This is a genomic window from Actinokineospora enzanensis DSM 44649 (genome assembly GCF_000374445.1).
Lineage (GTDB): Bacteria > Actinomycetota > Actinomycetes > Mycobacteriales > Pseudonocardiaceae > Actinokineospora > Actinokineospora enzanensis.
This window is the reverse complement of record NZ_KB894418.1, coordinates 35,486-59,545: the sequence shown is the minus strand read 5'-3', so window position 1 is coordinate 59,545 and position 24,060 is coordinate 35,486. Positions and strand designations below refer to the sequence as shown.

Annotated in this window: 22 protein-coding genes, 1 tRNA gene and 1 riboswitch; of the genes, 14 read left to right on the top strand and 9 right to left on the bottom strand. The window is 70.1% G+C overall.

All coding sequences use genetic code 11. The features are described 5' to 3' along the window. Positions 1-64 precede the first annotated feature (64 nt). Both C503_RS0119320 and C503_RS0119315 read left to right on the top strand, forming a co-directional pair. The gene (locus C503_RS0119320) at positions 65-2,080 is read left to right on the top strand and encodes a bifunctional MFS transporter/dTMP kinase (RefSeq protein ID WP_084477225.1); all 2,016 of its coding nucleotides are present in this window, start codon (positions 65-67) and stop codon (positions 2,078-2,080) included. After that, positions 2,077-3,267 (top strand): DNA polymerase III subunit delta', encoded by a 1,191-nt coding sequence (locus tag C503_RS0119315; RefSeq protein WP_018683867.1) that lies wholly within the window; start codon positions 2,077-2,079, stop codon positions 3,265-3,267. Before C503_RS0119320 ends, C503_RS0119315 begins: the two co-directional genes overlap by 4 nt. Before the next feature lie 106 nt (positions 3,268-3,373). On the opposite strand, the gene C503_RS0119310 is transcribed toward C503_RS0119315, so the two are convergent. Next, complete coding sequence (locus C503_RS0119310) at positions 3,374-4,957, bottom strand: hypothetical protein (RefSeq protein ID WP_245572526.1); 1,584 nt, start codon at positions 4,955-4,957, stop codon at positions 3,374-3,376. Positions 4,958-5,062: 105 nt separating this feature from the next. On the opposite strand from C503_RS0119310, the gene C503_RS0119305 reads away from it, so the two are divergent. Then, positions 5,063-5,136 (top strand) — tRNA-Thr (locus C503_RS0119305). A gap of 156 nt (positions 5,137-5,292) precedes the next feature. On the opposite strand, the gene C503_RS46080 is transcribed toward C503_RS0119305, so the two are convergent. After that, complete coding sequence (locus C503_RS46080) at positions 5,293-5,949, bottom strand: phosphonatase-like hydrolase (RefSeq protein WP_018683865.1); 657 nt, start codon at positions 5,947-5,949, stop codon at positions 5,293-5,295. Continuing rightward, positions 5,946-6,692 (bottom strand): GntR family transcriptional regulator, encoded by a 747-nt coding sequence (locus tag C503_RS46075; RefSeq protein ID WP_156893333.1) that lies wholly within the window; start codon positions 6,690-6,692, stop codon positions 5,946-5,948. Before C503_RS46075 ends, C503_RS46080 begins: the two co-directional genes overlap by 4 nt. A gap of 144 nt (positions 6,693-6,836) precedes the next feature. On the opposite strand from C503_RS46075, the gene C503_RS0119290 reads away from it, so the two are divergent. The 5 genes from C503_RS0119290 (at position 6,837) to C503_RS47960 (ending at position 11,358) form a co-directional block, all read left to right on the top strand. Continuing rightward, positions 6,837-7,949: a TIGR03364 family FAD-dependent oxidoreductase gene (locus C503_RS0119290; protein ID WP_018683863.1), complete on the top strand. Its 1,113-nt coding sequence runs from the start codon at positions 6,837-6,839 to the stop codon at positions 7,947-7,949. Positions 7,950-7,971: 22 nt separating this feature from the next. Beyond that, entirely contained in the window at positions 7,972-8,871 is a 900-nt protein-coding gene (locus C503_RS0119285) for a phosphate/phosphite/phosphonate ABC transporter substrate-binding protein (RefSeq protein ID WP_018683862.1), read from the top strand. A 59-nt stretch (positions 8,872-8,930) separates the two neighbouring features. Next, positions 8,931-9,695: a phosphonate ABC transporter ATP-binding protein gene (locus C503_RS0119280; RefSeq protein WP_018683861.1), complete on the top strand. Its 765-nt coding sequence runs from the start codon at positions 8,931-8,933 to the stop codon at positions 9,693-9,695. Continuing rightward, positions 9,692-10,507, top strand: coding sequence for a phosphonate ABC transporter, permease protein PhnE (gene phnE, locus C503_RS0119275; protein WP_018683860.1), 816 nt, complete (start codon positions 9,692-9,694; stop codon positions 10,505-10,507). Before C503_RS0119280 ends, phnE begins: the two co-directional genes overlap by 4 nt. 101 nt (positions 10,508-10,608) lie before the next feature. Continuing rightward, the gene (locus C503_RS47960; RefSeq protein WP_018683859.1) at positions 10,609-11,358 is read left to right on the top strand and encodes a thermonuclease family protein; all 750 of its coding nucleotides are present in this window, start codon (positions 10,609-10,611) and stop codon (positions 11,356-11,358) included. On the opposite strand, the gene C503_RS0119265 is transcribed toward C503_RS47960, so the two are convergent. From C503_RS0119265 to C503_RS40005, 3 genes are read right to left on the bottom strand one after another with little or no spacing between them, the layout of a single operon-like run. Continuing rightward, on the bottom strand, positions 11,359-11,988 hold the full coding sequence (locus C503_RS0119265; RefSeq protein WP_018683858.1) for an MSMEG_1061 family FMN-dependent PPOX-type flavoprotein: 630 nt from the start codon (positions 11,986-11,988) through the stop codon (positions 11,359-11,361). 50 nt (positions 11,989-12,038) lie between these two features. Then, positions 12,039-13,766 carry a serine/threonine-protein kinase gene (locus C503_RS0119260; RefSeq protein WP_026316470.1) on the bottom strand — a complete coding sequence of 576 codons (1,728 nt, stop codon included), beginning with the start codon at positions 13,764-13,766 and terminating at the stop codon, positions 12,039-12,041. Continuing rightward, the gene (locus C503_RS40005) at positions 13,763-14,647 is read right to left on the bottom strand and encodes a hypothetical protein (RefSeq protein WP_018683857.1); all 885 of its coding nucleotides are present in this window, start codon (positions 14,645-14,647) and stop codon (positions 13,763-13,765) included. Before C503_RS40005 ends, C503_RS0119260 begins: the two co-directional genes overlap by 4 nt. Before the next feature lie 142 nt (positions 14,648-14,789). On the opposite strand from C503_RS40005, the gene C503_RS47955 reads away from it, so the two are divergent. Then, a complete protein-coding gene (locus tag C503_RS47955) occupies positions 14,790-15,746 on the top strand; it encodes a hypothetical protein (RefSeq protein ID WP_245572525.1) in 957 nt (318 codons plus the stop codon). Here the strand turns inward: C503_RS47955 and C503_RS0119245 are convergent. After that, positions 15,729-16,715, bottom strand: coding sequence for an LLM class F420-dependent oxidoreductase (locus C503_RS0119245; RefSeq protein ID WP_156893332.1), 987 nt, complete (start codon positions 16,713-16,715; stop codon positions 15,729-15,731). The two genes, C503_RS47955 and C503_RS0119245, sit on opposite strands and share 18 nt — an antisense overlap. Before the next feature lie 249 nt (positions 16,716-16,964). Between C503_RS0119245 and C503_RS0119240 the strand changes: the two genes are divergently transcribed. Then, complete coding sequence (locus C503_RS0119240; protein ID WP_018683855.1) at positions 16,965-17,966, top strand: LysR family transcriptional regulator; 1,002 nt, start codon at positions 16,965-16,967, stop codon at positions 17,964-17,966. Between the two features lie 32 nt (positions 17,967-17,998). Here the strand turns inward: C503_RS0119240 and C503_RS0119235 are convergent, their stop codons facing one another. Beyond that, positions 17,999-18,457 (bottom strand): DUF4442 domain-containing protein, encoded by a 459-nt coding sequence (locus tag C503_RS0119235; protein ID WP_018683854.1) that lies wholly within the window; start codon positions 18,455-18,457, stop codon positions 17,999-18,001. A 49-nt stretch (positions 18,458-18,506) separates the two neighbouring features. Next, positions 18,507-18,596, top strand: a riboswitch (ZMP/ZTP riboswitch). Positions 18,597-18,629: 33 nt separating this feature from the next. Between C503_RS0119235 and C503_RS0119230 the strand changes: the two genes are divergently transcribed. The 4 genes from C503_RS0119230 to C503_RS43440 all read left to right on the top strand — a co-directional run bounded on the left by C503_RS0119230 (position 18,630) and on the right by C503_RS43440 (position 23,121). Next, on the top strand, positions 18,630-19,883 hold the full coding sequence (locus C503_RS0119230) for a serine hydroxymethyltransferase (protein WP_018683853.1): 1,254 nt from the start codon (positions 18,630-18,632) through the stop codon (positions 19,881-19,883). Positions 19,884-20,044: 161 nt separating this feature from the next. Next, positions 20,045-20,575 (top strand): MarR family winged helix-turn-helix transcriptional regulator, encoded by a 531-nt coding sequence (locus C503_RS39995; RefSeq protein WP_018683852.1) that lies wholly within the window; start codon positions 20,045-20,047, stop codon positions 20,573-20,575. Beyond that, positions 20,575-22,239: an MDR family MFS transporter gene (locus C503_RS0119220; protein WP_018683851.1), complete on the top strand. Its 1,665-nt coding sequence runs from the start codon at positions 20,575-20,577 to the stop codon at positions 22,237-22,239. The genes C503_RS39995 and C503_RS0119220 overlap by 1 nt, the downstream gene beginning before the upstream one ends. A gap of 213 nt (positions 22,240-22,452) precedes the next feature. Next, positions 22,453-23,121, top strand: coding sequence for an SMI1/KNR4 family protein (locus C503_RS43440; RefSeq protein ID WP_156893331.1), 669 nt, complete (start codon positions 22,453-22,455; stop codon positions 23,119-23,121). Positions 23,122-23,178: 57 nt separating this feature from the next. Here C503_RS43440 and C503_RS0119205 read toward each other — a convergent pair whose 3' ends face one another. Further along, on the bottom strand, positions 23,179-23,691 hold the full coding sequence (locus tag C503_RS0119205; RefSeq protein ID WP_018683849.1) for an inorganic diphosphatase: 513 nt from the start codon (positions 23,689-23,691) through the stop codon (positions 23,179-23,181). Positions 23,692-24,060: the final 369 nt, after the last annotated feature.

The window sequence follows — 24,060 nt, the reverse complement described above, 5'->3', positions numbered from 1 at the left end:
AAAGTGGGTGGGGGGCCTGAACGGCGACAACCGGGCCGGCGCGGCCAAGGGCACCGAGGGGTCGATGACCCACCGGGTCCGCAGCGTGCTGTCGATCCGCCCGTTCCGCAGGCTATGGGCTGTCACCTACCTGTGCAGCGTGGGTGACTGGCTCTCACTGCTCGCGCTGAGCAGCCTGGCCAGGCAGGCCACCACCGACTACACCGCGCAGAGCTTCGCGTTCGCCGGGGTGGTGCTCACCCAGCTGCTGCCCGGCCTGCTGTTCGCCCCGCTCGGCGGCCTGTTCGCGGACCGCTTCGACCGGCGCAAGGTGATGGTGCTGGCCGACATCGGCCGGTTCGGGCTGCTGCTGTCGATCGCCATCGTGGGCAGCCCGCTGTGGCTGTTCATCGGCAACTTCCTGGTCGGCTGCTGCGCGCTGCTGTGGATCCCGTCCAAGGACGCCGCGGTGCCCAACCTGCTGCGCAGGCCGGACCAGGTGGAGACGGCCAACCAGCTGGGCATGGTGATGACCTACGGCATCTCGGTCATCAGCGCGGGCGGCGTCTACGCGGCCATCGCGGGCATCAGCACCAATCTCAGCCTGCGCCCGGCCTCCTCGGAGACCGGCACCACCAAGCTCATCCTGGTGATCATCGCGGCGCTCTACCTGGGCAGCGCGATCATGGTCGCCACCCGGATCCGGGAGCTGTCCCAGCGCGACACGTCGGTCGCCGACCCGGCCCAGGAGCCGGGGGCGGCGCCGGACCGGGCACCGGGCGGGTTCGCCGCCATGGTGCGTGACGCGGCCAAGTTCGTGCGCACCTCGCCGCTGGTGCGCGGGCTGCTGATCGGCATGATCGGTGCCTTCGTGGCGGCGGGCGCGCTGGTCGGCTCCTCCCAGGTGTATGCGACCAGCCTGCTCGGCGGGCAGGCCAGCTTCGCGCTGTTCTTCGTGGCGCTGTTCATCGGCCTGGCCACCGGCATGGGGGGCGCGCCCAAGCTGGCCAGGCGGCTGCCGCGCAACCGGCTGTTCGGCATCGCCATCGTCACCGCGGGTCTGGACCTGGTGCTGGTGGCGCTGTCCCCGCACCTGGTGTTCTCGCTGATCACCGTGGCGCTGCTGGGCGCCTGTGCGGGGGCGGCCTTCCTGACCGGCGTGACGATGATCGGCACCGAGGTCGAGGACGCCATCCGGGGCCGGATCAACGCCATCTACCAGTCCCTGATGAAGATCATCCTGGCGATCGGGATGCTGCTCACCCCGGTGCTGGTCGGCCTGGTCAGCCCGCACCGGGTCACCATCCTCGGGCGCGAGATGCTCATCGACGGCACCCGCCCGGTACTGCTCGGCGCAGGCCTGTTCGCCGCGGTCATGGGCGTGCTGGCGTACCGGCAGATGGACGACCGCCGGTCCGAGACGATCATGTCCGACCTGCGCGCGGCGATCAGCCGGTCGCCGCGCAGGCGCGGCACCGGCCTGCTCATCGCGATCGAGGGCAACACCCACCTGGACACCTCCACCCAGGCCACCATGCTCGCCGACTGGCTGCGCGGGGTGGCGGGCAAGGAGGTCCTGCTGGCCACCGACCCGGCCCTGGACGAGGTGCGGCTGCGCAGCGTGCTCGCCGACGCGGGCCTGACCAGCATCCGCGCGCACGCCCTGGTCGCCGCCGCGGTGCGCGCAGACCTGGTGGAACGGCAGATCCGTCCGGCGTTGGACCGGGGCGCGCTGGTCGTCATGGAGCGGTTCGTGGACAGCCCGCTGGCCCACCTGTCCGCGGCCGCCGGGTTCGACCAAGCGGAGCTGGAGGGCTTGGCGGACTGGGCGACCGTGCGGCTGCGCCCGGACATCACCGTGCTCCTTGACCGCGACCCGAGCACCCTCCCACCGCGCGCGGACAACGCGGAGCATCATTGGCACGTGCAGACCGTGCTGACCGACATGGCCGCCGCCGACCCGGACCGCTACACGGTGGTCGACGGGGACGGCTCCGCGGACGACGTGCACGAGCGGGTCCGGATCGCGGTGCAGACCACGATCGCGGGCAGCGCGCTGGCCAAGCTGACCCCGCCGCTGGCGGCCGAGGCGGGCCGATGACGGTCTGGTCGCAGCTGGTCGGACAGTCGGACGCGGTCGAGGTCCTCAGCACGGCCAGCCGCGCGGCCGCCGCGCTCGTCGACGGCACCGGCTCCGCCGCGGGCATGACCCACGCGTGGCTGTTCACCGGCCCACCCGGTTCAGGCCGTTCCGTGGCGGCGCGCGCGTTCGCCGCCGGATTGCAGTGCACCACTCCCGGCGACCCGGGCTGCGGCGAGTGCCAGGGCTGCCACACCAGCATGTCCGGCACACACGCCGACGTGCGGATGGTCGTGCCAGAGGGCCTGTCGATCTCCGTGGCGGAGATGCGGGCCCTGGTGCAGACCTCGGCCCGACGGCCCACCGGCGGCCGCTGGCAGGTCGTGGTGATCACCGACGCCGACCGGCTCACCGAGGGCGCGGCCAACGCGCTGCTCAAGGCGGTCGAGGAACCGCCGGAGCGGACGGTGTTCCTGCTCTGCGCCCCCTCCGACCACCCGGACGACGTGTCGGTCACCATCCGCTCCCGCTGCCGCGTGGTCGCCTTGCGCACCCCCGGCCCGGCCGCGATCGCCGAGGTTCTCCGGCTGCGTGACCGCGTGGATCTCGACACGGCGACGTGGGCGGCGTCGGTGTGCGGCGGCCACGTCGGCCGCGCCCGGCGGCTGGCCACCGATCCCGCCGCCCGCGAGCGCCGGGACAAGGTCCTCCGCATCCCGATCAACCTGCGCAGGCTGTCCGACGTGTTCGCCGCCTCGGACGACCTGGTCACCGCCGCCGAGACGGACGCGAGCGAGCTGAGCGGAACCCGCGACGAGGCCGAGAAGGACGCCCTGCGCACGGCGATGGGCGCGGGCGGCACCGGCAAGGGCACCGCGTCGGCGACCCGGGGCAGCGCGGGCGCGATCAAGGAACTGGAACGCAGGCAGAAGTCCCGCGCGACCCGGACCCAGCGGGACGCGCTCGACCTGGCGCTGGTCGACCTGGCCGGGTTCTACCGGGACGTACTGGTCACCACGGCCGGTTCGACGGCCGCGCTCAACCACCCCGACCACGCGCAGAGCTCCGGCCAGGCCGCCCAGCGGTGGACCCCGGAGTCGACCCTGCGGCGGTTGGAGGCGGTGTTGGGGTGTCGCGAGGCGATCGAGCAGAACGTCAAACCGCGCATCGCCATCGAGGCAATGGTTACGCAGCTCTACATGGGTTAACGCTGTGCCTTCTCTCTCCCGCCGCCCACCCCCTCTTCCCCACCCGGCATCGTCCCCGACCTGGCAGGTCAGCGCTGCTGCAGGCTGACAATGCTTAGCGAACGACCTAGCGTTGCTGTCGGCGGCGGGTAGGCAGCGCGGCCACTATCACTACTCCGAGCAGGAGCATTGCCGTGCCAGACCAGAACAACGGCACGGAGTGGTAGGCGGCGTTGGTGTAAGCGAGGGGAGGCGTACTCCCCTGCTGCTTCGGCGGATTCGGCGTTTGCGTTGCCGTGCCACACACCACGCCCCCGGCGGGTGCGTACGCGCGCGCTACCTGTTCACCCAGTGACACCTGCGCCAACGCGGACGGCAGGTTCGGCAGGCCGAGAGCGTCGGTGGGCAGGACTTGGAGATCCAGCATCCGAGCGGTCGCGCCGAGCTGGAAACCCCTGAACGGCTGGGTGGACTCCTCGGACTTCTGGTTCAACCCGGCCACGGTCAGCCGCAACACGCCCAGGTCCAGCTTCTTGAGCCCCTTCGCCACCGAGTCCTGAAGCCCTTGCCCGCCCGCGAGGAGCCCGCCGACGATCGGCAGCTTGTCCAGACCAGGCACGGCCGCGCCGGTGGGTAGCGGTATCGCGATCGGCACATCCAACGTGGGGTTGGCGGCGTCGAGCCGTCCCAGGCTCTTGCCGCCCTGCACGACCTCGATGACCGGGGCGGTGTACTGGACGGTCGAGGTGGCTTTGTCGCCGGTGGACGTGACCACGAGCGTGGGCTGGCTGACCACGTTGACCGAGATCTCGAAGGGCGTACCTGCCAGGAGCTTGACCGACGCGGCCTGGAAGGTGGAGGTGGACTGGACGGCTTTGTTGGGGGAGCCGGGGATGTCGACCAGCTTGACCACGGAGCGGGCGGAGAGAGTGTTGGGGAGGCTGATCAGTGAGCCGGTGCTGCCCGCGCCGCCGAGGATGCCGCCCAGGGTGTTAAGGCCGCCGGTGAGGGACTTCAGACCGTCGATGACGGCTTGGTCGGCTTGGGGATCGAGGTTCGGTGCGTCGAACACACCGGTCAGATCGGGAGTGCTGGGGAGCGTGGGGATCGCGTTGAGCGCGGAGAAGCTGGCCAGTTCAGTGGAAGCGTCCGCGATGGTGTCGACACACGGCCCCAACGACTCACTCCACTGCGCGTGCACCTGCCCGTTGAGTAAGCCCGCCTTGACCAACGTGTCCAGAGGAGTGGACGGCGGATTCACACCCCCACTTCTCGGCTGCGGATTGTCCGGCGGCGCTGTCTGCGCCAACGCCCCCGGCGTCTGCGGACTCGCCCCTTGCACGGCAACCCCGCCCGGCGAGGCTTGCGCTATCGCCTTCTCGAAGTTCAGGTACGCCTCGGAGTTCGCCTGCGCACTGGCCAACCCGAACCCGACCTCCACCGCGGACTGCTTGGGCAGCTTGTCCTCAGCCCCGGGAATGATCGACCTGGTGGGCGCGGAGTTCGGTAACAGCCGCACCACCGCCAACCCTGTCCCCGCATCCCCCACTGCATGTCCCAACGGCTGCGGCCCACTCGGTGCGGAAGCAGGCGGTGCACTCGGATCAGCTGGTGGCGGCACGGGAGTGGTAGGTACCTGCGCCCCAGCCACCCCACCGCTGAGCACCACCAACGCCCCCACCACACCCACCACCGGGAGCCGACGCCGCATCACCCAACTCCTTCCCGCCGCTCCACCACCATCCCTACTACCCAGTAAACGACGCATCCCCCTGCGAGTCACGCCCCAAGACCCGCTATAGTTGGCGACGGTCACGCCGCCTTAGCTCAGTCGGCCAGAGCGGTTCACTCGTAATGAACAGGTCAAGGGTTCGATTCCCTTAGGCGGCTCGCAGGTCAGAGCCCCGGTGGCTCCCATCAGTTCCTCAAGCGGGGAGCTACATGTGGAGCCACCGGGGCTTTGTCGTATCCGAGGTGGCCTTGAGCAAGCGGGAAGCCCGGTATGGCGCCGAGTTCGGTGCCATACCGGGCTTCTTGGTATCGAGGTCAGCTGAGCAACAGTGGGATGTCGGCGACTGACGGGACGATGTGGGTGTGGCGTTCGCGGCCTAATGTTGCCGCGTCCTGGGAGCCGGACAGGACACCGAGTACGTACCGGGCTCCGGCGTTGGTGCCTGCTCGGAGATCGAGAACCGTGTCCCCGGCCGTCAGGACGGCTGAGGGGGAGTGGACGCCAGTGGCCTCCATCGCTCGGAAGATCATGTACGGGGCGGGGCGGCCCGCGGCGACCTCGTCGGCGGTGATCAGGGCGTCGATGGTTTCGCCGGTCTGCCAGCCGAGGACGGTGAGGATGCCGTCGGCGACGTCGCGGGAGAAGCCGGTGGTCAGGGCTACCTTGATGCCTCTGGAGCGGAGTTCGGCGAGGGCCTCGGGCACGCCGGGGAGGGCTACCGGGGGCTGGGCCGAGTAGGCCGCCGCCAAGCGGGTGCGGAAGTCGTTGAAGACGGTGTCCACCTCGGCGGGGGAGGCGGCCAGCAGTGCGGCGATGGCTTCGCGTTTGTCGGCGCCCATCCAGCGGTGGATGTCGGCGGGCGGGACCGGGGTGCCGGAGGCGGCGGTGACGGCGTCGGCGAGGGCTCGGTAGACGGCGCCGCCTTCCTGGACCGTGGTGCCTGCCATGTCGAGGGCCACTAGGTCGATCACGGGGTCTCCTTGAGCACGTGCGGGCTGACCCGGCCCGCCTGGACGTTGTCGATGGTGAAGGTGACCAGGTCTGGTCGGTAGCGGTCGTCGCCGTATTCGACCCGGGTGCCGGTGGCGTCGATGGCTCGGCGGCGTTCGCGGAGGAGGGGGGCGCCCGCGGTGATGGTCAACAGGTCGGCGTCGATCTCGTTGGCGGCGATGGCGTCGATGGTGTGCCGGGCGGCGCGCAGGTCGACGCCCCGCTCCTGCAGGTGTTCGTAGATCGAGCCTGCGTCGAGGTCGAAGTCGAACAGCAGGCGGCCGACCGGCTCGATGAAGCTGCTGCGTTCCAGCATCGTCGGGATGCCGTCGAGCAGGCGCAGCCGCAGGACCTCGACGACCGGGGTGCCCTCGTCGATGCCGAGCGCGTCGGCGGCGATCGGGCCCGCGCCGCGGCGGGCGATCTCGACGGTCCGCTGGCCGGGTTCGCGGCCCATCTGCCTGGCCCAGCGGGTGAACGACAGGAAGGTCTCGAACGGCTGGGCCACCGCCGCCTGCCGCACGACCGGGGGTTTGCCCTGGCCGCCGCCGATCAGGCCCTCGTTGCGCAGCGCGGCCAGCGCCTGCCGTACCGTGCCCCGCGAGGCCGCGAACTCCTCGCACAGCTGGGCCTCGGACGGCAGGGCGGCGCCGACCGGGAGCTGGCCGCGGCTGATCCGGCCGCGCAGCTCGTCGGCCACCCGCAGGTGCAGCGGTGGGGTCACCACTTGACCATACGAGTTGCCTCCCACCCGCTGTCAAGTTCCCCGCGCAATCCCTTTGAACTGGGTGAACAACGCGGAAACTTGTCTGAACAAGTGCTTCGAGAGGCTTGTGATCACCGGTCATGACGCCGCACCGTCTGCACCATGACATCTCGACACGCGGACCTGGTCGTTGTCGGCGCGGGCATCGTCGGCCTGGCGCACGCGGTGGCGGCCGTCGAACGCGGCCTGGACGTCGTGGTCCTCGACCGGGACGAGCGGGCGGTCGGCGCCTCGGTCCGCAACTTCGGCCACATCTGCCTGACCGCCCAGCATGGCGTCGCGCTGGGCTACGGGCTGGCCGCGCGCGAGCGCTGGCTGATGATGGCGGCCAAGGCCGGGTTTTGGGTGTCCGAGGCGGGCACCGTGGTCGTGGCCAGGTCGGCCGACGAACGTGCCGTGCTCGCCGAGTTCGCCGCCCAGCGCGGTATCGAGCACGTACGCCTGCTCGATCCCGCTGGTGTCCGCGACCGACTGTCGCTGGTGTCCGATGACGTGGTCGGTGGCGCGCTGCTGCCCCTCGATCTGCGGGTGGACCCACGGGAAGCGGTGCCCGCGCTGGCCACCTGGCTCGCCGAGCACGGGGTCGACTTCCGGTGGCGTACCAACGTGACCGGCGTCGACACCGGCGTGGTCCACACCACCCGGGGCCCGGTCACCGCCGACCGGGTCGTGGTCGCCGTCGGACATGACGTCGACCGTCTGCTGCCCGATGTGGCCGACGCCATCGGCCTGCGCCGCTGCGTGCTGCGCATGCTCCAAGTGTCCACACCGGACAATAAGACCATCGACCCGGCTGTCCTATCCGGACTGTCCATGCTCCGTTACGCCGGGCTGCGCGCCTGCCCGTCGGCCGACGCGGTGCACGAGCGGATCGCCCGGGAGAACCCGGAGCTGCTCGCGGTCGCCATGAACCTCATGCTCACCCAGCGCCCCGACGGCGACCTGGTCATCGGGGACACCCACCACTACGCCCGCACCCACCTCCCGTTCGAGGACGAGGAGACCACCGACCTCGTCCTGCGGGAGACCGAGCGCCTGCTCGGCGTCGACCGACTCACCGTGCGCAAGCGTTGGCGCGGCGTCTACGCCGACTCCGAGCAGACGGACTTCCTTGTCGCTCAACCATTTCCCGGCGTCCATGTTGTCTCCGTGACATCCGGGATCGGGATGACCACAGCCTTCGGACTGGCCCCCACAGTCTTGGATTCCTTTTAGTACGCAGCTAGGAGCCTCCCCTATGAAGCGCATCGCCGCCGTTCTCGTCGCCGCGGGCCTCGCCCTCACCGCGTGCGGCAACGACAAGCCCGCCGACACCGCCGCCAGTGCCTCCTGCCCCAACGGCGAGGTCAAGTTCGGCATCGAACCCTACGAGGACCCTGGCAAGCTCACCCCCGCCTACCAGGTGCTCACCGGCGCCCTGCAGCGCGAGCTGAAGTGCCCGGTCAAGCTGCAGATCGTGCAGGACTACTCGGCCGAGGTGCTGGCCATGCAGAACGGCAAGCTGGAGCTGGCCGAGTTCGGCCCGCTCGGTTTCGTGTTCGCCAGCCGCCGCGCCAACGCCGAGCCGCTGGTGTCCTTCGGGGACGCGCAGGGCAAGCTGACCAGCTACAAGGGCGGCATCTGGGTGCCGAAGGACTCGCCGATCCAGTCCATCAAGGACCTACAGGGCAAGACCCTGGCGCTGTCCGAGCCCGGCTCCACCTCTGGTGACGCGCTGCCCAGGGCCGCGCTGGCGAAGGTGAACCTGGACAAGAACTCGGTCAAGCTGGACTACGCGGGCGGTCACCCGGAGGCGCTGCTGGCGCTGACCAACGGCAAGGTCGACGCGGCCGAGATCAACACCCAGCAGCAGGCGTCCGCCGCCGCCGAGGGCAAGTTCGACGCGTCGAAGTTCCGTCAGATCTGGGCGTCCGACCCGGTCCCGAACGACCCGATCACCGTGTTCGGCGGTGCCGACCCGGCGTTCAAGGACGCGGTGCGCAAGGCCCTGCTGAACCTCAAGCCGGAGGAGGTCGCCCAGGTCGGCAAGTTCCTGGACGTCGACCCGGCGGGCCCGATGGTGGCCGTGGACAAGTCCACCTACCAGCCCCTGTTCGACCTCGCGGACACGCTCGGCCTGACCGAGGGCGACGTTTAGTAGCTCGGCCGGGCGGGCCCAGGACCCCGCCCGGCCGGTCCGGTATTCGAGAGGAAACCATGAACACGCTGCTGGACACCGGGCTCGCGGTCCGCGGGCTGCGGAAGTCCTATGGCGGTAGGGAAGTGCTCAAGGGTGTCGACCTCACCGTCGCGCCCGGCGAGCTGGTCGCCCTGCTCGGCGCGAACGGGTCGGGCAAGTCGACGGCGCTGCGCTGCGTCGTCGGGCTGGCCGAGGCGGACGCGGGCGAGATCCGGGTGGCGGGCACGAGCCTGCGCGGGTTGAGCGGCGCCGAACTGACGAGGGCGCGGCGCGCGGCAGCCATGGTGTTCCAGCAGATTCACCTGGTGCGCAGGCGAAGCGCGCTGGACAACGTGTGTGCGGGCGGCATCGCCGGGCTGCCGCTGTCCCGGTCGCTGTCGCCGGTGCTGTTCCCGCGCGAGTTGCGTGAACACGCGATGGCCTGTCTGGACAGGGTCGGGCTGGCCGATCGCGCACACGACCGGGCAGGCAGCCTGTCCGGCGGCCAGCAGCAGCGCGTGGCGGTCGCTCGGGCACTATGCCAGGGCGCGCGGGTGTTGCTCGCCGATGAGCCTGTGTCCGCATTGGACCCGGCGGCGGCGACCCAGGTGATGGCACTACTGGCCGAGCTGGCGCATGAGGACGGTCTGGCTGTCGCCGTCGTGCTGCACCAGCCCGAACTGGCGCGGTTGCACGCGGACCGGTTGATCGGCTTGATCGACGGCGAGATCCGATTGTCCACACCGGCTGCGCTACTGTCCGAAGAGGACATCGCAGCGCTGTATCGGGGTGAGCGCGGATGACCGCCCAGCGAACCCGGCCCGGCCTTTCGGTGCCGAGACGCAACCGCAAACCGTTCTACCTCGGTGTGGTCGTGGTCGTCTGTCTGCTCGGTGCGGCACACGTGCTGGCAGGCCGGGCGACCGACTTCTCGCCCGGCGCGCTGGTCGACGGCTGGCATGGCATGGCCGACTTCCTCGCCGAGGCGTTCCCGCCCAAACTGGACTGGGACAAGGTCGTTCAGCCCGCCCTGGAAGCCTGCCTGGTCACGTTGGCCATCGGCCTGCTCGGCACCACGCTGTCCGTCCCGGGCGCGCTGCTGCTCGCCGTGCTCGGCATGCGCGGCCGCAACCCGGTGGTCTACCAGGTGTCGCGGTCGATCATGTCGTTCCTGCGCGCGGTGCCGGACGTGGTGTTCGCGCTGATTTTCGTGACCGCGGTGGGCCTCGGGCCGTTCGCGGGCGTGCTGGCGTTGATCTGCCACAACATGGGCGTGATGGGCAAGCTGTGGTCCGAGGCCATGGAGGAGATCGACAGCGGCCCGGCGGACGCGCTGCGGGTCGCGGGCGCGCGCGAGGCGCAGGTGATCGCGAACGCGGTGCTGCCCGCGGTGGTGCCGTCGTTGGTCGGATTGTTGCTCTACCGGTTCGACGTGAACGTGCGCGCGTCGCTGGTGCTCGGCCTGGTCGGCGCGGGCGGGATCGGGTTCCTGATCAACCAGTCGATCAAACTGTTCCAGTTCGACGTGCTGGCCACGTACATCCTGCTGGTGCTGGTGCTCATCATCGCGGTCGACCTGCTTAGTGCCCTGGTGCGTCGCCGTCTCAACGACTGAGGGCACGGGTCCGCCGAACGGGTGAGTCCTGAATGTTCAAGTAACGCCACGTGATCAAACCCGATGGACCCTCCACACCGTCCGGTCACGAGGGAGTCACCATGGGCAAGCGCACAGCCTGGGCAGCGACGGCACTCGCGGCAACGGCACTGCTCGCCGGGTGCGGCGATGGCCGGACCGACGCCGGGGTGGCGGGCAGCGCACCGCGCACCACCCCGACGGCGGCGGAGCCGGTCACCACGAGTGCCACCACTACGACATCCCCCGCGCAGGCGACAGCCACGGTGTCCGATGTGGTCGATGCCCGAACCGTCCTGACCTCGGCGGGCAGGCAGGTCGTGGTGGCCGGCCTCGCGGCCCCGGGCGAGTGCTGGTCCGGTGCCGCGTTCGACTTCGCCAGGAAAACCCTGGGCGGCCAACAGATCCAGGTGTCCGACCTCGGCGCGGTGCTGCTGGCCGACGGCCGCGACTTCGCGCAGCTGGCGGTCAGCCAGGGCATGGCCAAGGTCGTCGACGGGACCGCGGTGTTGACCGATGCCCAGAACGCAGCCAAGAACGCGACCCTCGGCCTGTGGGGCGCGCCCTGCGGCGGCCTGGACGTCCTGCCCGCGCCGCCTGCGCCAGCCGCCCCGCCCGCGCCCAAGGCCCCGGCCACCACGGTGAAGGCCGCCCCGCACACCACGCAGGCACCCGCGCCCAAGCCCGCCACGACCGAGCCTGCCCCCGCACCTGCCGCGTACTACAAGAACTGCGACGCGGCACGAGCCGCGGGTGCGGCGCCGCTGTACCGAGGCGAACCGGGCTACCGCTCCGCCCTGGACCGCGATAACGACGGCGTGGCCTGCGAATAGCTACTCCAGGCGGTCGCGCAGGGACTCGATCTGGCTCTGCTGCACCATTTCCAGCGTTACCGTCGGGTCGCCGATGTGCGCGTGCGTGAGCTCCGCCGGATCCGGCTGGGCCTTCGGGTCCGGCCAGGTCGTCGGCTGCCACAGCCCGGAGCGGACGAAAGCCTTGGGGCAGTGGCCGAACACCTCGTCCGGCTCCACCACCAACGCCACCCGCGGCGGCTTGCCCACCGGCGTCAACCGGGCCAACAACTCCGGTCGCGCCGACACGCAGGCCCGCCCGTTGACACGGAGGGTCTGCCCGCGCCCGGGAATGAGGAAGATCAGCCCGACCCGGCCGGTCGCCACGACGTTGCGGTAGGTGTCGATCCGCCGGTTCCCGGTGGCGTCCGGCACCACGACCTCCCCGCCCGCCAACACCGACACGAACCCGGCCTGCCCGCCACGCGGCGTGACATCGCACCGCCCCTCAAGATCGACACTGGCCACGAACACGATCGGTGAACACGCCACGAACCGGCGGGCCATGTCGTCCATCGAGGAGATCTCCTTGGCCCGCGAACTGCTCTTGGGCTCCTCGTAGATCTCGCGCAGACCGGCCTCGGACGTGATGGCATCAGCGAAGAGGTTCACGTCCCGACGTTAGCGACGATCACCTACCCGGCGCTCCCCGTTTTGCCATGTCAGCCCCTGGCTCGACGCACCGCCCAAGCGGTGGCGAGCACGAAGCCCGACGCGGCCAGGGCGCCTGCGAGCGCGGTCACGATGCCGATGACGCGGGAGGGTTCGTGCGCGGTGAGGGCACCGAGGAACAGCCACATGGTCGCCCCGAACAGTGCACCCAAGGGGAGAGCGGAGATCGGGGCGGCCGGGCGGCGGTGGCCACGGCGCAGGGTGCGCATCAGGGACTCGATGTAGGCCAGGGCGAACAGGGCCAGCAGCAGGCTGCCGGAGCCCATCACGGTGGCCATCGGGTGCAGCGGCGACAGCAGGGTGAACTGGTACACCTGGCCTGCCACCTTGATCTCGCCGGTGGCCGCGCCGCCGACCAGCCAGCGCATCAGCGGGTCGGGTTCGATCCTGGTCTCGAAGGTGCCGTCGGGCTTGCGGGCGATCGTCTTGGCGATCGTCGGGCCGAGCGGGATGCCCGCCGCGTTCACCGAGAAGCGCAGCTGGACGTCGTCCGGGGCGCGGCCCGCGATGGTGATCGGGCTGCTCAGGTCCACCACGACCGGTTTCAGCAGCTGCTGGCCGTCGACCGCCAGCGTGCTCCCGGGGTGCCCGAGGTGCTTGGCGGACACCAGCGGCAGCACGATCACCGCGATCAACGCGACGGCCGCGACCAGCGCGGGCCACAGCGGCGACGGACCGGTCCGGCGGATGATCTCGCTCGCCGGGCGCAGCTGCTTGCCGCGGAAGTCCGCCGGGTCCAGCGTGCGGGTGCCGTCCGGGGCGGTCGCACGCACCGGCGGGGTGACGATCGTGGGCGAGTCCGGCTGCCGGGTCAGCTGCTGCGAGATCGCGCCGGTCACCCGGGGGGCCAGGTGGACCGGGACGCCGGAGCGCTCCAGCCAGTCCGGGCCGTACACCGCGGTCGCGGCCGCGCTCAGGTCGATGGCGAACGCCTCGGCGTCGCGGTAGCGGTGCAGCGGGTCGCGGGCCAGGCTGCGCATGACCACGGCGGACAGCGGCATGGGCACCCGGGGCAGCGGCCGCGGGTCGTTGAAGATGCGCTGCCGCATCATGCTCACCGCGCCGCGGCTGCGGTCGTAGGGCAGCTCGCCGCACAGCAGCTCGTACAGCACAGTTCCGGCCGAGTAGATGTCGGCGGCGGGCGCGAGAGCGTTCCCCATCGCCTGCTCGGGCGCGATGTACGCGGGGGTGCCGAGCACCTCGCCCGCGTGCGTGACCAGGGTCGCGCCCTCGCTGACCACCTGGGCGATGCCGAAGTCCGCGACCTTCATCACCCCGGCGGAGGTGAACAGCAGGTTCTTCGGCTTGATGTCCAGGTGCAGCACGCCCGCCACGTGCGCCGCGTGCAGCCCGCCCAGCATCGCCAGGGCGATCGCGCAGGACTGCTCGCCGGTGAGGCCGGGTCCGCGGAACCGGTCGTAGACCGTGCCGCCGTCCAGCTTCTCCATCACCAGCAGGTTGTCCTGCCCGGTCTGCACGTAGTCGTACACCGGCACGATGTGCGGGTGGTCCAGGCTGGCCAGCACCCGCGCCTCGCGGTCGAACCGGGCGTTGACCGCCGGGTCGCCGACCAGGTCCGCGGGCAGCTGCTTGATCGCCACGTGCCTGCCGAGGGAGCGGTGCACGCCCTCGAAGACGACCCCCATGCCACCGGAGCCGATCTTCTGGCCGACGGTGTACTGGGGGAGTGCGGCGACGAGCCCGGTGGGCGCGGTCATCCAGGCCACCTCGGCGTTTCCGGGTCTTCCAGCGTGTTGGCGACGGTCGGCTGGGGCAGGACGTGGGTGTTCATGTCGGTGGGGATCGGCATGGCCGTGGTGGGACCGTCCGGCCGCGGCGCGAACAGCTCGGTCAGGCCGACGGTCGTCCCCTCGGGTGCGGGCTCCGGCTCGGCGGGCGGCGGCGGCGCGACCGGGTGCGGGGTCAGGAAGCCCAGCACCATCGCGATCACCGCAGCCCCCAGCACGACCGGGATCTCCACCGCGGGCACCGGGGCCACCCACCGCAGCACCGAGAGCGTGACCACGGCGACGAAGCCCGTGCCGATACCCGCGGGCAGGAACCGCAGCGCCCGCCGAAAACGGTTGGCGGACAAGCGGTGGCGAGCGAGCGCGATCAACACGCTGGCCCAGATCAACGCCGTCAGCACGAACATCACGAACCCGAACACGCCGTACACCGACCACACCGAGCCGCGCACGTCCGCGACGGTCTCGCTGCCGCCGAGCACGCCCCGGTCCTCGTCGAGCAGCTCCACCGAGGTCGGCAGCAGCCCGATGGCCTGGCCTTCGAGGTCGCGCACGTCCAGCGGAAAGGTGCGCACGACGCGCTGACCGGCCGGGACCTCGAACGGCAGGTTGGTGTCGTAGGCGTAGAAGGTGAGCGCCAGCGCGACCCCGGAGACCCTGATCAACCGCACTTTGCGGGTGGTCCGGCCATGGTTCTCGGCGGTCACCGAGATCTCCGCGGGCCGCGTCGGGTCGAGCTGGACGGTACGGCCGGTGATGTCCTGACCGTCCAGAGTGACCGTCACTCTGAGCGGGTCGTCCGACTCCTGTGCGACAGTGGGAGTGGCGCCGAGCACCAACACGGCGGTCACGAACGCAACCGTCGTGGCGATAAGACGTCCCATGGGACAAACTCCCGGTTCAGGCGGGCCCGATCGGAGCGGAATGCTACAGCGCGCCCGCCCTGGGTCGGGCCGTTCCGGCAGATCGGGAAACGGACAAGGGGAAGCGGTCGTGCGCACTGTTGGACGCTTGGTGGGGCTCGCCGTTGCGGCGGCCACCCTGTTCCTGGTCGTGTTACCGGTCGCCCCGGCGGCTGCCCAGACGCAGACGCTCGTGCTCAGCCTGTCGATCAAACCGACCTCGGGACCAGCGGGTTCGTCGTTCACCATCGGCGTCACGGTCGTCCCGGCAGGCGGGTGCAGTGTCGTGTCGTTCAGCTCGAAGCTGACCACGATCCCGAACGCGACGCTCAGCAGGCTCGGCACGGGTTCGGTCTCCGCCACCGTGCCGACCTCGGCCGCGCCCGCGACCTACCCGATCACCGGGAGCTGCGACAAGAACACCAGCGGCGGCACCCGGTTCACCGTGACCAAGTCGACCCCCACGACGACGACCACGCCACCGGTCGTCACCACGACACCGCCGGTCACCACGACGAATCCACCCACGACCGTCCCACCCGGCACGACCACGACCGGTCCGGGCGCAACCACAACGACCACCAGGCCGGGAATCACCACCACGACCACGCCGGGGACGACAACCACCACCGACACCACCGCACCGACCACAACGGACACTCCGCCGCCCGGCACGACCGACCTGGGCACCCCGGTGGTCGACGAGCCAAGCCAGGACGGCGGCCTTGAGCTGGACCGCAAGTCCATCCAGCCCGGCGACTCACTGTCCGCCAAGGGATCCGGCTGCGAACCGAACCACACCGTCCTGCTCACCTCGGACGGCGAGTCCGTCGGCTCGACCACCGCGGACAACTCCGGCGCGTTCACCACCCCGGTCGAGTTCGACAAGATCGAGCCGGGCAGGCACGTGGTGACCGCGGACTGCGGCGTCACCCTCACCGGCGCGGTGGATCAGCTGGTCACCAGCTCGACCGGCGGCAGTTCGAGCACCCTCGTCGTGCTGGTGTTCTTCGTGCTCGCCGGGGCCGCGCTAATCCGCGTCTCGTAGCACGGGGACCAGCGCGGCGGGCACCGACATCCGGGTGACCACATCGCCGTAGCGGCGCTTGATCTCCGCGGCCGCCACGGCAGGTTCGCCGACCACGGCGAACGTGTTGAGCACCTCGTCGTCGATCAGCTCGTCCATCTCGGCCCACTTGCCGCGCTTGGACAACGCGTTCAGGTCGTCCTGCAGGCCGCCCCAGCCGTGCAGGTCGAGCACGGCCCGGTAGGACGGGGTCGAGCCGTAGAAGGCGATCTGCTTGCGGACCGCGGCGATCGAGGCGACCAGCTTCTCCTCGGTCGCCCCGGTGGCCACGAACGACGGCCCGCTGATGTCGAAACCGGCCAGGGTCCTGCCCGCCTTGGCCCGGCCGCGCTCCAGTGCGGGCAGCGTGACCTCGCGCAGGTAGCGCTCGGTGGAGAAGCCGTGGCACAGCATGCCGTCGGCCACCTCCCCGGCGACCTCGGTCATCCGCTCGCCCACGGCGGCCAGGTAGACCTTGGGGTTGCCGTGCGGGTTGGGGCCGGGATCGAAGAACGGGGTCATCAGCGTGTGCGTGTAGAACTCGCCGGTGAACCGCAGCCGCTCGCCGGTCGCGAACGCCGCCCAGATCGCCCGCACGGCAAGCACGAACTCGCGCATCCGCGCCGCCGGAGCCGACCACGGCATCCCGAACCGCTTGGTGATGTGCGGCTTGACCTGGGAGCCGAGCCCGAGCACGAACCGCCCGCCGGAGAGCAGCTGCAGGTCGTTGGCCTGCACCGCGACCGTCATCGGGCTGCGCGCGAAGGCGACCGCGATCCCGGTCATCAGCTCGATCCGGCTGGTCCGCTCGGCGGCCACGGCCAACCCGATGAACGGGTCGATCTTGGTCTCCGGCACCCACCCCGCGTCATACCCGCGCTGCTCGGCCGCGACCAGCGTCTCGGCCGCCTCGACTACCGTGCCCGCGTAGTTCGCGGCGTCCAGCCTCATGTCCCGGGACCCTACCGAGGACGACGGTGTGCACAAGACGCCGTGCAACCGGCCACGCGCGGCAAGTGCGGAGTTGAAGCCGGTGCCCGGCACGGTGTGGGTGGACAGTGCCGGGCACCGGAAGTTCTGGCCGACCCGGGGGTTGTGCCCCCGGCGGCGGCGCGACACGGGGCCGCGCAAGAACCGGTATCAGAAATATGCCGCCTCCCCCTAGCCTTATCTCATCCGAACGGGGTATCAAGTTCTGTTATGGCCGAACTCGAACTCCGCCACCTGCGGGCCATCTGCGCCATCGCGGAAGAAGGCAGCGTGTCCAAGGCGGCCATCCGGCTGGGCGTCACCCAACCAGCCCTCACCGCCCAACTCCGCTCCATCGAACGCCTGGTCGGCGGCGAGCTCTTCCGCCGCTCCTCCAACGGCAGCGTCCCCACCGAACTCGGCCGCAGCGTCGTCCGCTCGGCACGGGTCGTGCTGGAGGACATGTCCGCGCTGCTCGCCTCGGCCCGCACGCACAACCACAACCCGGCAGAGGCCCCGCTGGTGCTGGCATCGAGCCCGATGCTGTTCACCAGTGCGCTGATCAAGGAGCTGCGAGCGTGGATCCGGTGCACGGAGCTGCGCACGGAGATCGATACGTCCGGGCCCGCACTGCTGGATCTGATCTCGTCGAAGCAGGCGGATCTGGCGGTGTTCGAGCGGTTCGAGGGCATGGAACACCGGATGCTGCGTGATGTGGAAGTCCGAACGATCGTGGAGGAACCACAGTTCGTCGCGTTGAGCTCCGATAGCCCGTTGGCCGAGCAGGAGGAGATCGACCTAGCGGACCTGGCGGATTTGGATTGGGTGGTGCCGCCGCCGGACCAGGACACCATGCGGCTCGGGTTTCGGGAGGCTTGCGAGAAGGTCGGGTTCACGCCGCGAATCACGCACCATGTGACCGAGGGGCGGGCGGCGATGGCCCTTGCGGCGGCGGGGGCGGTCTGTTTGGCGCAGCCTGCTTCGTTGAGCGGCCCGGGGTTTGTGATCCGGCCGTTGCGGGGGGATGCTCTGCGGTTGCCGGTGGTGTTGGTGGTTCGCCTTGATGGGGTGTTGGGCGGGCGCAAGCACGAGATCTTCGCGTGTGTGGCGCATGCCTATCGGTCTATTGTGGACAGGAATCCTACTTATGCGCGGTGGTGGGATGAACATCCTGAAGCGCATGTTGATGTGGACGCGGCACTAGCACTTCCTCGGCCGACTCGGCCAAGCTGACTCGGCAGAGACAAAATAGAAGCTGGTTGCTTCTATTTTGCCTTGTTGGGGCGAAGTGTCCACACCACGGTCATCTCTGCCGTCACCACGTCATTGGCATCCCGGATGACGCACTCCACCGCGAACTCCGGCCGCACCCCGGAATCCAGTTCCGCGATCACCTCATCAACCCCCCGCCCCAACACCGCCTCCGCGGTCAGCTCCCCCAAAGCAACCTTCCGATACCGAATCTCCGACCGCACCACCAAAGGCGTCGCCCGCCCCATCTCCCCGGAGAACGCCGCCAACCCGACCGCTCCGGAAGCCGTCTCCGCCAACCCGAACATCACCGCGGCGTGCGGTCCACCCACGTGATTCCGCTGCCCCTCCACATCCGGCAGCCCGCACACCACCCGCGTAGCCGTCACCTCGTGGAATGTGATGCCAGCCGAGGACACCCACGGCACCGTCTGCCGCATCGCGTCCGCCACCCAGGACAGATCTGTGCTCATGGCGACAGGTTACTCATCAGTAATAAGCACCCGTCAAGGTGTAGGGTGCGAACCGGATCGTGACTGGCGTGTTTGGGTGGAATCGACCACCGGGAAGCGATCGCAGCGGAGCGTGGCACCGAACGCCTGGGTGTCCCCGGGACGTCATCGTGCGCACTGGAAGGACTGCCGCATGCACCAGCCTGCCATCTCGCAGCTCGCTGCCGCCGACGCCGAAGTGGCGGCGTTGGTGGAGGGGGAAGCTCGGAGGCAGTACGAGAAGATCCGGCTCATCGCCTCCGAGAACTACGTTTCCACCGCCGTACTCGAAGCGACCGGCACCGTGCTGACCAACAAGTACTCCGAGGGGTACGCCGGGAAGCGCTACTACGAGGGTCAGCAGTACATCGACCTGGTCGAGAAGCTGGCCATCGAGCGGGCGAAGGCCGTGTTCGGGGTCGAGCACGCCAACGTGCAGCCCTACTCCGGGTCGCCCGCGAACCTGGCCGTCTACATGGCCCTGGTCAACCCGGGCGACAAGGTCATGGGCATGGCCCTGCCCGCCGGTGGCCACCTCACCCACGGGTGGGGTGTGTCCGCGACCGGCAAGTGGTTCGACGCCGTGCAGTACGGCGTGCGCAAGGACACCGGCCGGGTCGACCTGGACGAGGTGCGTGGGCTGGCGCTGGCGGAGCGGCCCAAGCTGATCTTCTGTGGGGGTACCGCGATCCCGCGCACGATCGACTTCGCCGCGTTCGCCGAGATCGCCAAGGAGGTCGACGCGGTTCTGGTGGCGGATATCGCGCACATCGCCGGGCTGGTCGCGGGTGGGGCGCACCCGTCGCCGGTCGGGCACGCGCAGATCATCTCCACCACGACGCACAAGACCCTGCGCGGGCCGCGCGGGGCGATGTTGATGTCCACTGCCGAGCACGCGAAGGCGCTGGACAAGGCCGTGTTCCCCGGGCTTCAGGGTGGTCCGCACAACCACACCACCGCCGCCATCGCGGTCGCGCTGGGCGAGGCCGCGAGGCCGGGGTTCCGCGACTACGCGGCCGGGATCGTGGCGAATGCCAAGGCGCTCGCGGAGGCGTTGGTCGAGCGTGGGTTCGACCTGGTCTCCGGGGGCACGGACAACCACCTGATCCTGATCGACCTGTCCAACAAGGCCGTCGCGGGCAAGCCTGCCGCGCGCGCCCTGGACCGGGCGGGGATCGAGTTGAACTACAACTCCGTGCCGTTCGACAGCCGCAAGCCGTTCGACCCGTCGGGCATCCGGCTCGGGACGGCGGCGATCACCACGCGTGGTCTCGGGGTCGAGCAGATGCCCCGGTTGGCGGAATGGATCGAGCGGGCGATCTCGGCGAGTGACGACGCCGAGCTGGACAAGGTGGCCGCCGAGGTGCGCGAGCTGCTCTCCGCCTACCCCATGCCCGGCTGGGTCTAGACCTTTCTGACCTGCGTAAACGCCCCGGTGTCGGCTGTCCGACACCGGGGCGTCGCGGTGTGAGCGGGGTCTCCGGTTATTGAGTTGCGTTCGGTCACCCGAAAAGCGCATGCTTGTATCGACCAACTACTTGGATGATGCAAGCAACTCAGGGAGGTACCGTGGTAGCGCCCGACGTCGACGCGGCTGCCGAGGGCCTCACGCCGGAGGAGATCGAGCAGGGGCGACGGCTCGCGTCCGTCCTGTTCGCCTTCGGCAAACAGCAGGCGACGGTGGCCGCCAAGATGAGCAAGGCCGGGGTCGACCGGTCCGCTGTCATCCTGCTCAAGAACCTGATGGTGCTGGGTCCCAGCCGCTCCAGCGTGCTGGCCGACGCCGTGCACTCCGACCCGTCCACGGTCAGCCGCCAGGTCGCGGCGCTGGTCAAGGACGGCCTGCTGGAGCGCAGGGCCGATCCCGAGGACGGGCGCGCCAGCCTGCTCGCGGTCACCGAGGCGGGCATCGCCGTACTTCAGGGCCAGCGCGAGCGGATGGCGCTGTCGCTGGCCCGCATGGTGGCCCACTGGGACCCCGCCGACCTCGACACCTTCGTCGCGTTGTTCGAGCGCTTCCTCGCCGACCACGCCACCTACCTACCTACGTTGATCACCGAATGCGTGGCCTACGCGCGTTCCGAAGGGGGAAAGAAGTAATGTCAGCTCCGGTTTCGGATGCCGCTCCCGGGCAGCTGAGCCACCGGCAGATCCTGACCGTGCTCTCCGGGCTCATGCTGGGCATGCTGCTCGCCGCGCTCGACCAGACGATCATGGCCTCGGCCATGAAGACGATCGCCGACCAGCTCCACGGGCAGACCATCCAGGCGTGGGCCACCACCGCCTACCTGATCACCGCCACCATCTCCACCCCGCTCTACGGCAAGCTGTCCGACATCTTCGGGCGCAAGCCGATGTACCTGACCGCGATCACGTTCTTCCTGGTCGGTTCGGTGCTCTCCGGCATCTCCAACTCGATGTACGAGCTGGCCGCCTTCCGCGCCGTGCAGGGCCTTGGCGCCGGTGGTCTGATGTCGCTCGCGCTGGCGATCATCGCCGACATGGTGCCGCCGCGGGAACGCAGCAAGTACCAGGGCTACTTCATGGCCGTCTGGGGTCTGTCCAGCGTGGCAGGCCCGGTCGTGGGCGGCGCCTTCGCAGGCGTCGGCACCTTCGCGGGCATCACCGGCTGGCGCTGGGTGTTCCTGCTCAACGTGCCGATCGGCATCGTCGCGCTGATCGTGGTCGCCCGGTTCCTCAACGTCCCGCACCGCCGCGTCGCGCAGCGGGTGGACTACTGGGGCGCCATCGCGCTCACCGTCGGCCTGGTGCCGCTGCTGATCGTGGCCGAGCAGGGCCGCGAGTGGGGCTGGGACTCCGGCCGCTCGCTGCTGATGTACGCCATCGGCGTGATCGGCCTGGTCGCCTTCGTGTTCGTGGAGAAGGCGATGGGCGACGCGGCGCTGCTGCCGCTGCGGCTGTTCCGCCGCCAGACCTTCTCGCTGACCAACGTGGTCAACTTCGTCATGGGCGTCGGCATGTTCGGCCTGATGATGTCGCTGCCGCTGTACCTGCAGATCGTCAAGGGCGCCTCGCCGACCGAGTCCGGCCTGATGACCCTGCCGATGACCTTCGGCATCCTGGTCGCCGCCACCACCAGCGGCCGGGCGATCGCCAAGAGCGGCCGGTACCGCAAGTTCCCGATCTTCGGCCTGGCCGCCACGGTGGCCGCGCTGTTCCTGTTCGCGCAGATCACCGTGGACACCCCGGTGTGGGCGACCATGCTGATCATGGTGCTGGCGGGCGCCGGTCTCGGCCTCTGCATGCAGACGCTGATCCTGGCGATCCAGAACGACGTGCCGGTGAAGGACATGGGCGTGGCCACCTCCTCGGCCACCTTCTTCCGGTCCATCGGCGGCACCGTCGGTACCGCGGTGTTCCTGTCCATCCTGTTCAGCGTGGTCGGCGGGCGCATCAGCGACGCGTTCGCGGCCGTCAAGAACGACCCGGCCTTCCTGTCCGCGCTGCAGTCCAACCCGCAGTTCGCCCACGGCATGACCGGCGGCACCGGGATCGACCTGAACAACACGTCGTTCCTGAGCACCCTGGACCCGACGCTGGCCCGGCCGATCCTGTCCGGGTTCGCCAGCTCGCTCGACACGGTGTTCCTGGTCGGCGGGTGCGTCACCCTGGTGGCGTTCGGACTGATCTGGTTCCTGAAGGAGAAGCCGCTGTCGAACAAGTCCGGCCTGCAGCGGGCCGCCGACGAGCGGGCCGCGGCCGAGGCCACCGACGCCGAGCCCGCCCCGGTCGCCCTGCACTGAGGTCCGGCACCCGGGTCCGACACCGAGCGGATCCGACCATGCGCCGAACGGAACCGGCACCGCGCCGACCGGCAACCGACCGCGGCCCCGCACCCACCCGGGTGCGGGGCCGCGGTCGTCTCGTCGTTGCCCGGCAACCGATCACCGCCGCGACCTGACGGTCCCTGTCCGCGCTCTGCCATGCTGGGGCCCGGCAGAGGTCGGGGGTGGTGGGTGCGCGTCATAGCGGTGATCTTCACCGTGGGTGGTCTGGTGATCGCCTTGGCCTTCGCACTCGGAGTGGCCCGGGACGCCGCGCCGCAACCAGAGCAGGCCCCGCACGCGGTGCAGACCGCGCCCGACTGCCTGCCGCGCGAGGGCTCGGTGACCCTGGTGGACCCGGACGAGGTCACCGCGATACGCCTCGACGCCGCGCTGGACCGGGTCGACTCCTGGCTGGACGGCCACGCCCCGGCCACCGCGAACGCCTGGAACCGGCCTGCCAGCCGGGCCGAACTGGTCACCCTCCAGCGGGACCTCGGCGTGCCCCTGCCGTCCGAACTCGTGATCGCCCTGACCAGGCACAACGGCGCGCGGGCGGACGGGTTCACGCTGCCGCCCGCCTACCGGCCGCTCTCCGCCCGCGACATCCTGACCACCGCCATCGAGATGTGCGAACGCGGCGCGGGCAGGCGCGACGGCGACGTGCCCTTCGCCAAGGGCGACGCGGGCGTCCTCTACCTGGCCGAGGGCGGCGTCTACCGCTACCCGGGCGGCCAACTGCACGCGGCGAGCCTCACCGACCTGCTGGAACGCACCGCCGACCGGCTCGACGGCGGCGGCAGCGCCGAGTACCGCCCGGACGTGGACGCCATCGGCACCCTCCGGTGGGTCAGCGAGTAACCCCGGGTACGACAAGACGCCCCACACCGGTGCGGTGCGGGGCGTCCAGGGTGTGACTCAGTGCTCGGCGTGCTCCGGGTGCTCCGCCTCGTGCTCCTTGGCCCGCTCGTAGGACCGCTTGATCTCGGCCTCGGCCTCGGTGCGGCCGACCCAGCTCGCGCCCTCGACACTCTTGCCCGGCTCCAGGTCCTTGTAGACCTCGAAGAAGTGCTGGATCTCCAGCCGGTGGAACTCGGCCAGGTGGTGGATGTCGCGCAGGTGCTCGGTGCGCGGGTCGTGCGACGGCACGCACAGCACCTTGTCGTCGCCACCCTTTTCATCGGTCATGCGGAACATGCCGATCGCGCGAGCGCGGATGAGACAGCCGGGGAACGTCGGCTCCTGCACGAGCACCAGGGCGTCCAGCGGGTCGCCGTCCTCACCCAGGGTGTCGTCGATGAAGCCGTAGTCGGCCGGGTACTGCGTCGCGGTGAAGAGGGTGCGGTCCAGCCGGATGCGCCCGGACTTGTGGTCAACCTCGTACTTGTTCCGATTCCCCTTGGGGATCTCGATCGTGACGTCGAACTCCACGCCGTTCCTCGCTCCTCTTCGCCTTCTTCGCTACGCCACTAGTGTGGACCAGGCGCCCCCCTGTCCCGCACCCGATACCGCGTGTGAGGGGTGCGACATTCGGCTGAACCAGGGGGAGGGGAGCGGCGTGCCCGAGCAGCGGCCGGTATCCGGTGAAGATCGGGAAAGATCCCAGCCGCAACCTGGTGACCAGCACAAACGTCTTACGGATGTGCCTGAGGAGACCCCTGCCTGGCCCGCTGACGACGACACCATGTGGCCCGCGGACGACGGTGACGACACCCCCCGCCCGGAACCCGGCGCGCCGACCGCCGCCGATGACCCGGTGTTACGTGACGAGACCCACGTCGAATCCGAGCCCGACACGCC